The organism is Pseudomonas sp. LJDD11, from assembly GCF_024584215.1.
Lineage (GTDB): Bacteria > Pseudomonadota > Gammaproteobacteria > Pseudomonadales > Pseudomonadaceae > Aquipseudomonas.
This window is the reverse complement of the sequence record NZ_JANJFL010000004.1, coordinates 255,499-268,674: the sequence shown is the minus strand read 5'-3', so window position 1 is coordinate 268,674 and position 13,176 is coordinate 255,499. Positions and strand designations below refer to the sequence as shown.

The 13,176-nt window shown below is 54.0% G+C and carries 19 protein-coding genes and 2 pseudogenes; 8 read left to right on the top strand and 13 right to left on the bottom strand.

Going from position 1 to position 13,176, the window contains the following annotated elements:
* Positions 1-26: 26 nt before the first annotated feature.
* Positions 27-470 (bottom strand): hemerythrin domain-containing protein, encoded by a 444-nt coding sequence (locus NRB16_RS07680; protein ID WP_253111092.1) that lies wholly within the window; start codon positions 468-470, stop codon positions 27-29.
* A 224-nt stretch (positions 471-694) separates the two neighbouring features.
* Here NRB16_RS07680 and NRB16_RS07675 point away from each other — a divergent pair, with 224 nt between their 5' ends.
* A complete protein-coding gene (locus NRB16_RS07675) occupies positions 695-1,012 on the top strand; it encodes a multidrug efflux SMR transporter (RefSeq protein ID WP_045490504.1) in 318 nt (105 codons plus the stop codon).
* Positions 1,013-1,187: 175 nt separating this feature from the next.
* Positions 1,188-1,322 carry a hypothetical protein gene (locus tag NRB16_RS07670; protein WP_257105868.1) on the top strand — a complete coding sequence of 45 codons (135 nt, stop codon included), beginning with the start codon at positions 1,188-1,190 and terminating at the stop codon, positions 1,320-1,322.
* A 51-nt stretch (positions 1,323-1,373) separates the two neighbouring features.
* On the opposite strand, the gene ykgO is transcribed toward NRB16_RS07670, so the two are convergent.
* On the bottom strand, positions 1,374-1,523 hold the full coding sequence (gene ykgO, locus NRB16_RS07665) for a type B 50S ribosomal protein L36 (protein WP_045490502.1): 150 nt from the start codon (positions 1,521-1,523) through the stop codon (positions 1,374-1,376).
* 301 nt (positions 1,524-1,824) lie between these two features.
* Here ykgO and NRB16_RS07660 point away from each other — a divergent pair, with 301 nt between their 5' ends.
* The gene (locus tag NRB16_RS07660) at positions 1,825-2,082 is read left to right on the top strand and encodes a hypothetical protein (RefSeq protein WP_052483445.1); all 258 of its coding nucleotides are present in this window, start codon (positions 1,825-1,827) and stop codon (positions 2,080-2,082) included.
* 32 nt (positions 2,083-2,114) lie between these two features.
* Here the strand turns inward: NRB16_RS07660 and NRB16_RS07655 are convergent, their stop codons facing one another.
* A complete protein-coding gene (locus tag NRB16_RS07655) occupies positions 2,115-2,264 on the bottom strand; it encodes a hypothetical protein (protein ID WP_173426693.1) in 150 nt (49 codons plus the stop codon).
* 208 nt (positions 2,265-2,472) lie between these two features.
* On the opposite strand from NRB16_RS07655, the pseudogene NRB16_RS07650 reads away from it, so the two are divergent.
* Positions 2,473-2,684, top strand: a pseudogene (locus tag NRB16_RS07650) (IS66 family transposase); the annotation flags it as partial.
* On the opposite strand, the gene NRB16_RS07645 reads toward NRB16_RS07650, so the two are convergent.
* Positions 2,681-3,238 carry a hypothetical protein gene (locus tag NRB16_RS07645; protein ID WP_257105867.1) on the bottom strand — a complete coding sequence of 186 codons (558 nt, stop codon included), beginning with the start codon at positions 3,236-3,238 and terminating at the stop codon, positions 2,681-2,683. The pseudogene NRB16_RS07650 and the gene NRB16_RS07645 sit on opposite strands and share 4 nt — an antisense overlap.
* A gap of 553 nt (positions 3,239-3,791) precedes the next feature.
* On the opposite strand from NRB16_RS07645, the pseudogene NRB16_RS29600 reads away from it, so the two are divergent.
* From NRB16_RS29600 to NRB16_RS29445, 3 genes and pseudogenes are all read left to right on the top strand, one after another.
* Positions 3,792-4,067 (top strand): annotated as a pseudogene (locus NRB16_RS29600) (type II toxin-antitoxin system RelE/ParE family toxin).
* Positions 4,064-4,357 carry an addiction module antidote protein gene (locus NRB16_RS07640; protein WP_045490500.1) on the top strand — a complete coding sequence of 98 codons (294 nt, stop codon included), beginning with the start codon at positions 4,064-4,066 and terminating at the stop codon, positions 4,355-4,357. Before NRB16_RS29600 ends, NRB16_RS07640 begins: the two are co-directional and overlap by 4 nt.
* 67 nt (positions 4,358-4,424) lie before the next feature.
* On the top strand, positions 4,425-4,736 hold the full coding sequence (locus NRB16_RS29445) for an integrase (protein WP_306456386.1): 312 nt from the start codon (positions 4,425-4,427) through the stop codon (positions 4,734-4,736).
* A 268-nt stretch (positions 4,737-5,004) separates the two neighbouring features.
* Here the strand turns inward: NRB16_RS29445 and umuC are convergent, their stop codons facing one another.
* Positions 5,005-6,282 carry a translesion error-prone DNA polymerase V subunit UmuC gene (gene umuC / locus NRB16_RS07635; protein WP_257105866.1) on the bottom strand — a complete coding sequence of 426 codons (1,278 nt, stop codon included), beginning with the start codon at positions 6,280-6,282 and terminating at the stop codon, positions 5,005-5,007.
* Positions 6,269-6,700 (bottom strand): LexA family transcriptional regulator, encoded by a 432-nt coding sequence (locus NRB16_RS07630; protein ID WP_257105865.1) that lies wholly within the window; start codon positions 6,698-6,700, stop codon positions 6,269-6,271. Before NRB16_RS07630 ends, umuC begins: the two co-directional genes overlap by 14 nt.
* Before the next feature lie 119 nt (positions 6,701-6,819).
* Here NRB16_RS07630 and NRB16_RS07625 point away from each other — a divergent pair, with 119 nt between their 5' ends.
* Positions 6,820-7,512, top strand: a complete 693-nt coding sequence (locus NRB16_RS07625) for an SOS response-associated peptidase (RefSeq protein WP_257105864.1) — start codon at positions 6,820-6,822, stop codon at positions 7,510-7,512.
* A 203-nt stretch (positions 7,513-7,715) separates the two neighbouring features.
* On the opposite strand, the gene NRB16_RS07620 is transcribed toward NRB16_RS07625, so the two are convergent.
* The 7 genes from NRB16_RS07620 to NRB16_RS07590 all read right to left on the bottom strand — a co-directional run bounded on the left by NRB16_RS07620 (position 7,716) and on the right by NRB16_RS07590 (position 13,175).
* Positions 7,716-8,492, bottom strand: coding sequence for a DUF4435 domain-containing protein (locus NRB16_RS07620; protein WP_257105863.1), 777 nt, complete (start codon positions 8,490-8,492; stop codon positions 7,716-7,718).
* Between the two features lies 1 nt (position 8,493).
* The gene (locus tag NRB16_RS07615) at positions 8,494-9,597 is read right to left on the bottom strand and encodes an AAA family ATPase (protein ID WP_257105862.1); all 1,104 of its coding nucleotides are present in this window, start codon (positions 9,595-9,597) and stop codon (positions 8,494-8,496) included.
* A gap of 339 nt (positions 9,598-9,936) precedes the next feature.
* Positions 9,937-10,701, bottom strand: coding sequence for a DNA adenine methylase (locus tag NRB16_RS07610; RefSeq protein ID WP_257105861.1), 765 nt, complete (start codon positions 10,699-10,701; stop codon positions 9,937-9,939).
* A 153-nt stretch (positions 10,702-10,854) separates the two neighbouring features.
* Positions 10,855-11,376 (bottom strand): lysis protein, encoded by a 522-nt coding sequence (locus tag NRB16_RS07605; RefSeq protein ID WP_257105860.1) that lies wholly within the window; start codon positions 11,374-11,376, stop codon positions 10,855-10,857.
* On the bottom strand, positions 11,373-11,819 hold the full coding sequence (locus tag NRB16_RS07600; protein ID WP_257105951.1) for a structural protein P5: 447 nt from the start codon (positions 11,817-11,819) through the stop codon (positions 11,373-11,375). The genes NRB16_RS07605 and NRB16_RS07600 overlap by 4 nt, the downstream gene beginning before the upstream one ends.
* A 15-nt stretch (positions 11,820-11,834) precedes the next feature.
* The gene (locus NRB16_RS07595) at positions 11,835-12,287 is read right to left on the bottom strand and encodes a tail fiber assembly protein (RefSeq protein WP_257105859.1); all 453 of its coding nucleotides are present in this window, start codon (positions 12,285-12,287) and stop codon (positions 11,835-11,837) included.
* A gap of 3 nt (positions 12,288-12,290) precedes the next feature.
* Positions 12,291-13,175 carry a hypothetical protein gene (locus NRB16_RS07590; protein WP_257105858.1) on the bottom strand — a complete coding sequence of 295 codons (885 nt, stop codon included), beginning with the start codon at positions 13,173-13,175 and terminating at the stop codon, positions 12,291-12,293.
* Position 13,176: the final 1 nt, after the last annotated feature.

The window sequence follows — 13,176 nt, the reverse complement described above, 5'->3', positions numbered from 1 at the left end:
GCCGAGTCTAACACTGCCAGCCGGTTTCAATCCTCGGCCAATTGCTCTTCAAACTCTTTCACGTATTTACCCGCCAACGCTTCTTTCTGTTTGTCGTCCAACAGTTTGCCGGCCATCTGGAAGAATTTCTGTTCCTCCTCCTTAAGATGGTGATGCACTTTATGGCTGAGCTTTTTCGCCGAGACCAGCCAGCTCGGGCTGGACATGTCGGTGGCGTCCAACTCTTCCATCAGTTCATCCATTTCGTGATGTTCGGCAATCGCATGACGGCTCAGGTCTACGCCATTGTCATGCTGCATCAGCGGCACGTAGAAATGCCGCTCCTCTGCGGTTTCATGCGCCTGCAGTTCATCCTTGAGCAGCCGATAAGCTTCGGCCCGTTCCTCACTGGCACCTTGGGTCTGAATCATGGCATCGGCATAACGGCGTTGACGATCGTGGCTTTCGCGCAGCGCTTCGAAGATATTCAAGGGCAATACTCCTGACCAATGGAAAAGGTAGTCAGTGGCTAGACCGCTGCGGCGTGCGCTCAGTTCAAAGCGAAGCTGCAAGCGGTCACTTCGATCGCTGCATGACGACGAGCGTTTTCGTAGCGCTCGCTCTTGAGTTATAAAGCGAAGTTCTTGAGGACGCCCTCACCCACGACGGGACAGCATTTCGGGACGGCCCGATTCTTTGAACAGGAGAACCGGGCATGGCCTGGATATACCTCGTATTGGCGGGCATTCTGGAAATTGTCTGGGCCTTTACGATGAAACAGTCAGAAGGTTTCAGCAAACTCACCCCTACCCTCATCACCGCAGCGGCCATGATCGCCAGTATCGTGTTGCTATCGATCTCGATGCGCAGCCTGCCGCTGGGCACCGCGTACACCATCTGGACCGGCATCGGCGCGGTAGGCGCGTTCGTGGTTGGCATCACCGTGCTGGGCGAGCCGATGACCTTCCTGCGCATACTGGCGGCGGTACTGATTGTCAGCGGTCTGGTGCTGATGAAATTGTCGTCCAGCTGAATGAACGCAGGCAGGAACAAGGGATGTGATTGAACGGCCAGCGATTTTCTTGCAACTCGGGGCAAAAAAACCGGTCGTGACCGCTGGGCAACTGGCTGCTGATAAAAACTGAATAAGGCGTTTTTGTCTGCGGTCACACTCCTTGTGCAATGAAGCATCTGACAAGGAGACAGCAATGACTATCGAAGCAGATACCCTCGTGCAACTGACCCTGGCTCTGCAGCAGCAAGGTCTGAAACGAATCGCGGATATCACCTTTATTCGCGCGCCTTATCGACATCATCAGCGTTGGATCTGCAGCGTCGAATGAGGACTTGACGGGCAGCGGATCTAAAACCGGTTGCCCGTCTTTATTTCTCAATCAACCCTTATTACGGTTTTTCGCATTGCCCTGGCGTGCCTTGAAACGCGGATTGGACTTGCAGATCACATAGATTCGCCCGCGGCGTTTGACGATCTGGCAGTCGCGGTGACGGGCTTTGGCTTCCTTGAGCGATGACAACACTTTCATAAGATATACCCTCGGCTTTAAATGCAACAACATAACATCACAAACGGGAATCATTATCAACCAAAGGACGACACGATCTCCTGCTTTTACGTCACCGCGCTTTACTTTGCCTGTCCGTTATTCCAAGCTGTGAGCCTTTATTTACGGGGCCTGGCAGCAAAAATCCGACGCCAGAAACGTGTCACGCACAGACGCGACTTCGTGATCTCGCACCACACTTAGCCAGGAATGGACACAAACGGATTTGACGACTTTTGCAGTCGTGAAGATTGGATCGCACCCACAACCAAGGCGCCGAGCAATGCTGGAATCTCTGGATACCATCAAGAGTGATCTTGAACAGACCGCAACGCATCTGGAGAGTCTTTCCATTGCCATGAGCGGGCACCTGATCTTCCTTAATCAGCGTGGCGGACACGTCGACGGGCTGGATGTGCAAGGGCACATCGCAGCCATTGAATCATCTGCCCAGGCACTGCGCAGTGCGGCGTTGCGGATTGATGAAAGCCAGCGGGCCGAGCCCTCTGCGGTTTATCCGCATCCCGAGGTATTGGCTTGATTGGTTAGCGCGGTCGCTCGATGGGCGAGGATCTACTCATCGTCCTCGAACTCGTCGGCGAACGGGTCGTGATCGTATTCATCGTCACCCTCTTGCTCCTCCTCAAATGAATCCGTGGCGAACTCGTGATCGAGCAGGTGATCGTGTTCAGGCTCGTGTTTGTAATCGTCATTGGCGGGCATGGCGGGCTTGCTCAGTTGGTACTCGGGCGGTTTGTATAGCCTTGTGGGGGTGGTGGGTCAACGTTGTTGCGTTAAGTGATCGATAACGAGTTGCCAACTGGGCGATCGAATCTGGCTCTTGATCATCGCCAGCCAAAACCGGCAGAGAATTGAAGTCAGTTCGAGGCACGTTGTTCAATAGTCTTAACAGCCAAACGACGATCTGACTGAGCACAACTTGGCCGAAAACCAGATTCGAGTCTGGGCTATTGGACGCATGAACTGGCCACTCGCCGGCTCGCTACGCAGTAAAAGTAAGCTGCGGCGATCATTCGCTTGATCCCGTTCGCGCGGCTGAATGATCATGCCCCATACGCGTTTCTAAAGGATATTCTCACCCACCTGCCAATGCAGCAGGTTAGTGAGATTAGTTGTAGCTAACGTCGGGCTGATATTTTGACCTCTGCAGCTTTAGTGCCAAAATCCGATATCATTATCGACAGTTCAAAGTACTCAATCAGCGTCCCTTGCTCGCCACGATGCTCAACACTCAATACATAAACATGCTCTTCGTAAGCCAAACCCAGCTTGGATTTCAGCTTATCACCCGCCAATAGAAGATGCCGACTTCCTACTTTCTGCCCACGACATAACACCGCAATATCTTCTGCCGTACCACCATAATTCTCCAGTTCCAACTCAACAGTTATGGTACTTTCACTTCTACTGGAAACGAAACCAAAAAACTTAAACCTTGGTCTTTTTTCGTTATTCCTTCGTTCTCTTTCATACAAGAAACCGTCCAGTTCTGCCTGAAGCTGGTGACCTGCAATTTCGACCATCGCCTGCTGCTGCTCAACTGAGTGTCGAAGCTCTTCGGCTTGCAGCTCAAGTGCTGTTCTACTCTGGCGAAGCTCCTCGCCTTGCTGAAAGTAACCGATTACCAGCCATAGAAACGCAAGGGGCGCAAATGCCCCAGCAAGAAAATCACCCACGGCATTAATTTCCGTTTGGTAATTCCAAAGGCTTGGCAGTCGATTTCATGTCATAAGCAAAATTGCGAATACGTAAAAAAAAGTAATAAGAAACCCAATTCTTTGAAGCTTTTTACTCATTTTTACTACCCTAAATGAAGGCGGTGCCGATGATAGGACGCACCTTCACTCATTTCTACTTCTGCTGCAGCATAAAAAGCTCAATAACTCCCACATGCGAATCGGTAACTCGGTGCCGACCGGCCATTACAGGCCCTTCCACCTGGACTGACGTTGATGCAGGAAAAACCTCTATCCAAGCTGCCAGCACCAAAAATTTAGCTTGGCGCTGAGCGAGACCTGTCCGGCCAGGCTTCGAACAGAATTGGCGGGGCACTGTCCGCCTGGCTACCTCGGCAACCGGGACGCTGGCTGGAAAGTTCTAGCTGGTAAGACATCTCCGTCGCAGAAGCGGCTTGAGGCACAGCTAAATGCAATAAGCTGAAACAGGATTCCGATACAAGTTACAAATGGAAAATGGTTTACAATGTCTCCAGTTGGATACATTCGCGCCGTGACTTATGAAATTCGACAAACCAGATCGTTTGCCCACTGGCATGCATCTTTGCGTGACTTGGGTGCAAGAATCGCTGTTGCACGACGCATTGAAAGAGCCGCAGCAGGCAATCTGGTGATGTGAAAAGCACAGGCGAAGGTATTTCGCAGCTACGTGTACATGTTCACAACACGCAACCAGACACTCATCGTGCTACTGATCGGAGGTAGCAAATCAACCCAGTCTGCCGACATAAAGCAGGCGAAAGCTTTGGCAAAGGAGGTCCTGCCATGACCGATACCCTGTTGCCGTTCGATATGGCGGCACTGCTCGACAGTGATGAGGCAATCACCGAGTACCTGACCCAGGTGTTGGCCGATGGCGACACCGACGAACTCATCAGAGCCGTTTCCCATGTGGCCAAAGCCCGAGGCATGGCGCAAATTGCCAAAGATTCCGGGCTTGGCAGGGCCAGTCTTTACAAGGCCCTCGCTCCTGGAGCCAAACCACGCTTTGACACCATCATGAAAGTGATGCGCGCCCTCGGCATCGAACTTCATGTCAGACCCATGACACATCCTTGAATCAGGTTGCGCACAGCTTCGATTTTGCGACCGGCCCCAAGCAAAACAATGGGTAGCGCTGTGCAAAATGTCATCGAGAGGTGGTTACCCTGAGCGCTCTTACGTGTTCTCGCCCAGCAAGGGCGGGATGTGGATTCAGGAACCAAGTGTTACAATCCGCCACCTAAAACCTGTGCTCCAAGCTCTTGGCATCCGCGAACGTCGCCAATACGACACGCGCCATACCTACGCAACCATGTGCCTGATGTCTGGGATGAATCCTGCATTCATTGCCAGCCAATTGGGCCATAGCGTCGACATGCTGCTTTCCACTTACGCAAAATGGATCAGCTCAACCTCTGACTGGAGGGAGCTGGATAAGCTGGCGGTTCGAGTGTGATTGGCCCAAATTTGGCCCAAGACCGGCAGTGACACAGAAATACTCGCTTGAAACCCTTACAGGACCAGCACTTGATCTCTACAGCAAACATCACCATGCGGTAGAGATCGCTTTCCTTTGCTCACCGCAGACGACCAAAAGCCCCGTTATTGCTGGCCCAAGAACGGCTCAAGTCACCATGAGAAATCAGCAAAAATCATGCTTTGGTATCAGGATTGGTATCAAACCCCGCCCCCGGCGTTCTGCCAAACCAAACCCCTGTAACAGCTCAATTGCATTTCACCGTCCAAAGCTGATCAATCCTGGTTGTGTAGCTCTGACTCATCAGATCCCGTCGCATGGCCCAATCGGGAGCCGCCGGCACGGCAGCTGATCGAACGGTTCCCCTTCCCCACCTACCGTTGATCTCATCCATAACCGACATGATCCGGTCAGTGCTCTGCGACTGCCTGGGCGCAAACAGATCGCCTGTGAACTCCCCAGGCTGGCGCAGATCCAGCAACAGAACCTCAGCCTTGCTGTACCTGAAACCCGACCGGAAGATTCGATTGACCGCTTCGGTACCGGCGCGGGTCAGCAACAACGTGTCGTTGGTCGGGTACGGCAACTCGACCAAGGCACCCTGGGCATACTTCGCCTCTTCGGGATTGAACATGCCTGTGCGGATGCTGACCCGCATACGCTTGCACACAGAGCCTTGGCCACGGAGTTTTTCAGCGGCGCGCTGCACATAACTCGCTACCGCCTCCTTGATCGGCTCAATCTCCGTCAGGCGCTTTCCGAACATCCGGCTGCTGCAGATCTCCTGCTTCGGCGGCTCTTCCTCGCTCAACTCAAGGCACGGCGTGCCCGCCAGCTCTCGCGCTGTTTTCTCGATCACCACGCTGAATCTGGCCCGGAGTGTGGCCGGGTCAGCCTTGGCAAAATCCATGGCAGTAATGATGCCCATCCCTTCGAAATGAGCGGCCATGCGCTTGCCCACGCCCCAAACCTCACCGACCTTGGTATTGCGCAGCGTCCAGTTACGTTCATGCAGTCCACAAAGGTTGACCACGCCACCCGTGTGCTCGATCAAACGCTTGGCGGTGTGGTTGGCAAGCTTGGCCAGCGTCTTGGTGGGGCCGATCCCCACCCCGACCGGAATGCGGGTGCCCTGCAAAATACGGCTACGCAACTCACGACCAAACTGCACCAGGTTGGGTACGCCCGTCAGATCAGCAAATGCCTCGTCGATGCTGTAGACCTCCAAGGCAGGCACGCACGATTCGATGATGGTCATCACCCGTTCGCTCATGTCCCCGTACAGCGCATAGTTGCTGCTGAACGCCGCGATACCGTGACGGCGGAGTTTGTCCTTGATCTGGAAGTACGGCTCGCCCATCTTCACAAAGGGTTTGGCATCGTAGCTGCGGGCGATCACACAGCCGTCGTTGTTCGACAGCACCACCACCGGGGTTTTGGCCAGGTCAGGCCGAAACGCACGCTCACAGCTGGCATAAAAGCAATTACAGTCGATCAGCGCGAAGACAGGGTCAGGCTTTGTCATGATCGCGGATGCTGTACTTCACAACGCCATGAATACGCAGGTCGTCACCTTCCATGATGTAGCGCGCCGGATACCTTGAGTTCTCTGCCTGGAGCATGAGCACACCATCACGCCTGTGCAGCCGCTTGCAAACGTCGTCACAGTTCAGCGAGGCGACCACGATATCGCCGTGCGTCGCTTCAAGGCCGCAATTAACGATCAGCAGGTCGCCCGAATAGATCCCGGCGCCCTGCATGCTGTCACCATTTACTTGGGCCAGGTACACGTGAGGTGCGCGGATATTGAACAAGTCATCGAGACTGATGTGCTTCTCGATATGGTCAGCAGCAGGAGACGGAAAGCCGGCCGGAACGCGTGATGAATACAGCGGCAGCGGTACGCTGCCCAATTCGATGCGCCCGAGAAATCTGATGCTCATGAGACGGCCTTCTTGACATGTTATGTGGATGGAACAGATAAACTGTATGGATATACAGTTAACTATCTGCATCACCCATGGTCAATGTGCCATGTGGGAAAATTCGACAGGAGGACATCATGTGTGGCCGCTACTCGATCTATGAAGACATGGACACCTACCTGCGCCAGCTTGAGCTGGACCTGGTGATCATCAATGGCTACGACCACGAGCCGATCAACCGCTACAACGTGGCGCCCACCACACGGGTTGAGCTGATCAGGCCAGCCGAAGGCGGGTTACGGGTAGACAAGGTGCGCTGGGGCTGGAGCCCGCATTGGGCCAAGGGCAAGCGCCCAGATCCGATCAATGCCCGCGTCGAGACGGTCGCGACAGGCAAGTTCTTCAAGCAGCTCTGGCCATCCGGCCGCGCCGTGGCTCCGGCCAATGGGTGGTTTGAATGGGTTAAGGACGAGAACAATCCGAAGAAGAAGCAGCCTTACTACATCAGGCTCAAGAGTAGAGAGCCGATGTTTTTCGCGGCGCTGGCACAGGTGCATACCGGCATCGAGCCGCATGAGGGGGATGGATTTGTGATTGTCACCGATGCCAGTGATGCTGGGATGGTCGACATTCATGACAGGCGGCCGGTGGTTCTGTCGCCGGGGGACGCGCGCAAGTGGCTGGAGCTGGGCTTGCCAGCCAAGCGGGTCTTGGAGCTTACCACGCATAACCGGCCGGTTGATGATTTCGAATGGTACTGTGTGGGACGCGAAGTCGGCAACGTGAAGAATCAAGGTCCAGGGATTATTGAGCCAATTCAAAGACGGTGATAACGCAACGCGGTACGCGAAGTGCAGGCGCATCACGCGCGTTAAAACTCCATGTTCACCCTGGCCGAAGCATCACTTGTGATTCAATTAGTATAAGAAGCCGGCCTTGAGAATCCCCCTACCGCCCCTCTCTCTTAGTCTACTCGCCCATTATGCCCCACGTATCAATTGGGGCTTTCGTCCTACTCTTCGAACAATCAAATCTACGCGCCACTTTTATTGGACTTACTTTCAATCACGGCCACTAAGCTCGTTCTAATTTTACTAGCCAGCCTCGTGTAGTTTTCACCTCGCCTCGAAGCACCAAATTCCATTAGTTGCCTACCACCAAACTTAATCTCTCGACGCTTTGAAGAAAGTTTTCTGCCCAGCAAAGCGAACAGAGATTTTCCTCGAAGAACCCTTGAATAGTTAGCTCTGATTTCGGCCAAAAAATTATCTGGATAAGACTCTCCACTGCGGAGAGCAGTTTCAGCACCAAAATAACTAACATCATCCAAGATTTTTCCAGGATGAGTACGGAAAGTCGAATGATCTCCTCGCATCGCCCGATCCACCGCTAGGGCGTACCAATGCGTAAACTGCTCAAGCTCTGCCAGAAAACTTTGCTTTTCCTCTAAGTTCAGCAAACTTTCCAAATCACCATCCACATATAGGTCATTCTCAACCGAATAACCAATTGTTGTGATTACACCCTCATTCTTTGGATCTAACCCATAGTGTTCATGAACCCAAAGATCCTTATCTACCACGAATACCACCGGTGCAGATATCGGGGACTCGGATATCTTACGATACAACTCCAATACCGCACCCTTATTGCCGGCGGACAACATATCTACGCCGAAATCTTGAAGATCCTCCTCTACCCGGCGATAGAATATTATGTCATCCTTACCTTCAACCAAAACCGTCGGTAATGCTGAGCGTTTAAGAAGCTGATAAAGCTCATCCGTGGTCAGTAATACTTTATCCGACATATCACTCTCCTTTATCTGCCCCAATCAAAACTTCTTTGTCAGGATACTTTCCATAGATAAAAGGAGAGTGTGTAGCGAACACAAACTGATTCCCAGAGTTTTGAGAATGCAAAATAGGATAGATTTGACGCTGCCAGTCAACATGAAGGCTTAATTCAGGCTCATCAATAAAGATCACACTATCTTTATGAAAAGCATTGTAGCAGATAAAACTCAGCAATTGCTTTTCGCCAGCTGAGAGTGCATCGCTTGCAACTGCCGCTGCGGCATCACCAAAACTCAACCTTTTTTCAAACATGATCCCTGAATGCTGAAAAAGTTTCTCAACCAAAGCTTTGATAGCGTCGAGCGGTTTCATCGTATCCGACCTAAACCCTTCGATTTTTTCGATTTCAGCGCGAGTCTCCGATAGCAGCGCATCTGCATCAGATCGGTCACTCTGAGTTCTCTCATACTGCCTAATCTTATCAATTACATGTCGAGAAACCTCCGCCTGAAAAGAGTTAACATCTTCAGAAAATGATGCATATCGTTTCAACAACAGGCTGGTCACATCATGCGTGGAGATCGCAGTAATAAAAAGATGCTGTTTCTGGCTAAGTTTACGAGACAATGAAGAAAGGCTGTCATCTATTTCCGCATCAACCCTATTGCCAGACCTAGTCCTGCTCGCAGCGCCTGCCGCCATTGAGAATCCACCTTCAATCCTTCGAAAAGTAGGAAAGAATATTGAACCGCCCATATCCCGAAGAATTGAATTAGCTTGATCCTCAGCATATGCTAAAAACGGTTCATCCCCTGCTCCCTCCTCATCCTCAAACGTATATTCACGTCCCCCTACGTCCAAAGTAACTCTACAGTGAGCAGGCCCGGTCCTGTAAACTGTACACTCGTAAATATCAGTGACCACCTTACAAGACTTAAAATTTATCTCCTTGAGTGCGAGCAATATATTCCCACTGATTATAAACCACATAAGCTTCATGATAGTGGTTTTACCAGAACCATTCCGGCCCGTGATAATATTTAAATCAGAATTAAACTCATATATCAACGTTTCGTTCTTACCAAACAGCCCGACAACCTGCACAGATTCTACTTTCAATTCTATTCCCTCAGAAGAAAACCTAGCATTTAAAAAACACATTACAGAAGTTTTCCGACCTTATACCAGTAACAATATTTTTTGTCACTAGCTCTGGTTGTACGAGCATCTCAAATAAAGCGCGCATGAGCCTCCGACTGAAATGGACGACTGTACCACGTGGAATTTTTATGGAGATGCCAGAGGGGCAGACGGAGAAGTGAGCCAAATTAATGGCGTTCAGTAATCTCGCGCTTTGCAAATCGCGCGGCGCGAACCCGCACGATTTCGCCAAATCTTTATCCGTCCCGTGTTTATTCTGCGGCTCAGAGACAAAAGCCCACCCATGGCGACTGGCTCTCAGGTCATGATCACCAGTTCGCCGCTCACGCCAATTTGGCCGTTACGCTGCTTGCCCGTCGTGTAACGGATATCCAACGTCTCAAAGTGAAACCCCTCAAAAACCCGCCGAACATCCGGATGATCATTGATACTCACCATAACCCGCCCCTTACACCGCCGCATGAAATCCGCCATCGCCTCATACTGCTCAAACCCAAACCCTATCCCATACCCTGCGGTCTTCCAGTACGGAGGGTCCATGTAGTGAAACGTATGCGGCCGGTCATACCGTTCAGCACACTCCAGCCACGGCAGGTTTTCTAAATAGGTCCCTGACAGCCGCTGCCAGGCGGCCGACAGGTTTTCTTCGATCCTCAGCAGGTTGACGGCCGGCGCCGTGGTCGCGGTTCCGAAGGTCTGGCCACTGACCTTGCCGCCAAACGCATGCTGCTGCAGGTAGAAAAACCGCGCAGCGCGCTGGATATCGGTCAGTGTCTCGGGGCGGGTCATTTTCTGCCACTCGAAGATCTGGCGAGACGACAGTGCCCACTTGAATTGCCGGATAAATTCCTCAAGGTGGTTCTGCACCACTCGATAGAGGTTCACCAACTCCCCGTTCAGGTCGTTGAGAACCTCGACCTTTGCGGGCTCAGGACGTTTGAAAAAAAGTGCAGCACCGCCCGCGAAGACTTCGACGTAGCAGTCGTGCTTTGGGAAAAGGGGCAGCAGGTGTTTGGCCAGGCGGCGTTTGCCGCCCATCCATGGAACGATGGGATTGGTCATGTGCAAGCCTTTACTGTATGAATAGACAGATGCTAGGCTCGCTTCGCTTTGTGCACGGAGCAGGAGCCTCGGCTGGACTTGCAGGAATGGTCTGCGGGTGTGGTGGCCAGCATGGATGTTGACGCACCCAGGCTGGTCGCTCCTTTTTTGTAGCTACGTGTCAGGGCTACAAACGTCCCTGACGTACTGCTGCAGCGCCTTCAAGGCTGCTTGATCGGCAATAATTCCGGCTCTGATATCAAAAACAGCTCGTCCAGCAACTGGAGCGAGTTCGACGGTGCCTGCATGGCCCACGCTGGTGGTGCCGCTGGTATTGGGCATGTGCCCGGTACTGGCAGAACACGTCCCGGCGATGCGCAACCGACGAGTACCGTCAGCCACAGCGCGGCGCAGAGCTTCATTTTCAGCATTGGCCTGTTCCTTTTCCTGAGTGTGTTTGAGGTCGAGGTCGGTCAGCGCCTGTTGCATGCGCTGTTGCGCCTGCAATGCCTTGCGGGCTTGGGCGGCGCTGGCATTAGCGATGGTGGTCAGGTCGGCCTGAAAGACAGTGGCCTGGCTGGCAAGCTGTGCTCGGTAGGTATTGGCCTGCCACACCCAGGCGACGGCAAAGCCGCTGCCCAGGCCGATCAGTAACGCCGCAACCCTGGGCCGGCCAGCGATAGAGGCGCCGATCATGCCAGCGCCCGCCGGATACCTTCGTCGAACACCTCATCCGGATACCGATAGTTCGCGCATTCGTGGGCGATGATCGAGCCGACCATGATGCGCAGCACACGCGGTTGGCGGACGTCGATGATGTCGTTATCTCTGACACCCAGTTTGCCGGCCACGGCCCTGATGTACGCCTCAGTGTCGTTCTCGTTGCCGGGCGCCCAGCGACTGATGGTTTCGCGCACTGTGTCGATGTTTGGCCCGCCGATGCCGGGCAGGCCGTCTTTGCCGCGATAGTTGAGCAGCAGTTTGCCCAGGGCACGAATGCCATTTTCGGCGCTGTCGAAGCGGGCGAAGCGCGGGTGGAGCACGCCCAGCTCCAGGCCAAGCTGGCCGATCCAAGGGTTACGCGGGGTGTAGTCGATGTTGCCCGGGTTGCAGTTACGGACGCCGCGAGGGACTGTCATGTTCATTTTTTGCGCTCAATAAAAAGCCCGCTCGGGGCGGGCTTCAGGTTCTTCGGGTGGGGTTGGCCAGTCAGGGTCTGGCAGCGTCAGGTCGAGTCGGTTGACCTCAACGACGTAACGTTTCCAGCGCAGCAGCTGGGCCGCTTCGTGGTCGGTTTCCATCTCCAGATCGACCGCGTACTGCAGTGGCGTAATGGACGTATGCGCCTCGCTCATCAGGCGTCTGCGGGTCATATCGTTACGAAACAGGATCTCTTCCGGGGTGATGATGGGTGGCGGGATGACGGGCTCGATGTCGGTCAATGCTCCATCGCAGTACCACAGCAACGTGCTTTGCCGCAGCCAGTCGCTTTCCGATATCACGGCTACATCCATGCCCCAGCCGGGAGCGCCGTAGTTCATTTTGTCCGTGTCTTGCCACTCAAGCACACGGAAGGTTTGCGAGGAATACAGCACACGCTTTGCCATGAGTTACCACCTGATCAGTAAGAATCCGGGCGCGCCATTGCCGCCCCTGCCACCTGGACTGATGTTGATGTAGGCAGAGCCTCCACCTCCACCGCCCGCACCAAATCCTGAAGCCGAGAGCCCCTCAAGCCCATTGGACATTTGGCCTTGGGGAATGCCGCTGCGTTGTCCAAGGCCGCCACCGCCAAATGGCCCGGACGCGCCTGCGCCGCTGAGACCGGTGTGGCTGGCTCTATCAATCGCTGGGGTTCCGTCGGTGCCGCTGCCGCCGTGAGGAAAGCCAACGCCTCCTTTGCCACCAGAATAGGCACCGTTCGGAGCGGTCATGCCACGGGTTCCGCCCTTGCCTCCTGCCAGTGTGAGAATCGATCCGACCAGGGTATCGCCGCCATCCGTACCGTCTCCCGGCTCGGTGCCGCCCGGAATGCCGCGTTCACCACCCAGGCCACCGGTCCCTATCCGAATACTCAGCACCTGCCCTGGTACGACGTTAAGCGGCAAGCCAATCTCGGCTTTGCCCGCGCCGCCACCGCCGCCGGATGGCGCGGCCGCGCCCTGGATATGATTGCCGGTACCGCCAGCCCCGCCGCCACCGCCCCCACAACCGGAGATATAGAGCGTCGTGACCCCTTCAGGCACCGTAAACGAGCCGGAGCTGGTGAAGCGCTTTACGGTCGGGGTCAGGCTGATTGTCCTTACGGACTTCAACACCTGGTCCCTGACGCCTTTAACCGGCTCGATCCCGGCGCCGGCCAGGACGCTCATCAACTCTTCCTGAACATCATTCAGCCAGGCCGCGCTGACCACGGTGGCTTGTACGCCGCCGACCGGGTCTCCTTCGGTGAAGGTGTGGTCGACCGTGGCGCCAGGGCCGTCAATTCTGTGCATG

Bases quoted from the DNA above. Each gene is read 5' to 3' on its own strand.
- NRB16_RS29445 (WP_306456386.1), top strand. From the start codon at position 4,425: ATGTCATCGAGAGGTGGTTACCCTGAGCGCTCTTACGTGTTCTCGCCC.
- NRB16_RS07625 (WP_257105864.1), top strand. From the start codon at position 6,820: ATGTGTGGCCGCTACTCGATCTATGAAGACATGGACACCTACCTGCGC.
- NRB16_RS07660 (WP_052483445.1), top strand. From the start codon at position 1,825: ATGCTGGAATCTCTGGATACCATCAAGAGTGATCTTGAACAGACCGCA.
- NRB16_RS07620 (WP_257105863.1), bottom strand. From the start codon at position 8,492: ATGTCGGATAAAGTATTACTGACCACGGATGAGCTTTATCAGCTTCTT.
- NRB16_RS07610 (WP_257105861.1), bottom strand. From the start codon at position 10,701: ATGACCAATCCCATCGTTCCATGGATGGGCGGCAAACGCCGCCTGGCC.
- NRB16_RS07590 (WP_257105858.1), bottom strand. From the start codon at position 13,175: ATGCACAGAATTGACGGCCCTGGCGCCACGGTCGACCACACCTTCACC.
- NRB16_RS07655 (WP_173426693.1), bottom strand. From the start codon at position 2,264: ATGCCCGCCAATGACGATTACAAACACGAGCCTGAACACGATCACCTG.
- NRB16_RS07670 (WP_257105868.1), top strand. From the start codon at position 1,188: ATGACTATCGAAGCAGATACCCTCGTGCAACTGACCCTGGCTCTGCAG.
- NRB16_RS07600 (WP_257105951.1), bottom strand. From the start codon at position 11,819: ATGACAGTCCCTCGCGGCGTCCGTAACTGCAACCCGGGCAACATCGAC.
- NRB16_RS07675 (WP_045490504.1), top strand. From the start codon at position 695: ATGGCCTGGATATACCTCGTATTGGCGGGCATTCTGGAAATTGTCTGG.
- umuC (WP_257105866.1), bottom strand. From the start codon at position 6,282: ATGACAAAGCCTGACCCTGTCTTCGCGCTGATCGACTGTAATTGCTTT.
- NRB16_RS07605 (WP_257105860.1), bottom strand. From the start codon at position 11,376: ATGATCGGCGCCTCTATCGCTGGCCGGCCCAGGGTTGCGGCGTTACTG.
- NRB16_RS07640 (WP_045490500.1), top strand. From the start codon at position 4,064: ATGACCGATACCCTGTTGCCGTTCGATATGGCGGCACTGCTCGACAGT.
- NRB16_RS07630 (WP_257105865.1), bottom strand. From the start codon at position 6,700: ATGAGCATCAGATTTCTCGGGCGCATCGAATTGGGCAGCGTACCGCTG.
- ykgO (WP_045490502.1), bottom strand. From the start codon at position 1,523: ATGAAAGTGTTGTCATCGCTCAAGGAAGCCAAAGCCCGTCACCGCGAC.
- NRB16_RS07595 (WP_257105859.1), bottom strand. From the start codon at position 12,287: ATGGCAAAGCGTGTGCTGTATTCCTCGCAAACCTTCCGTGTGCTTGAG.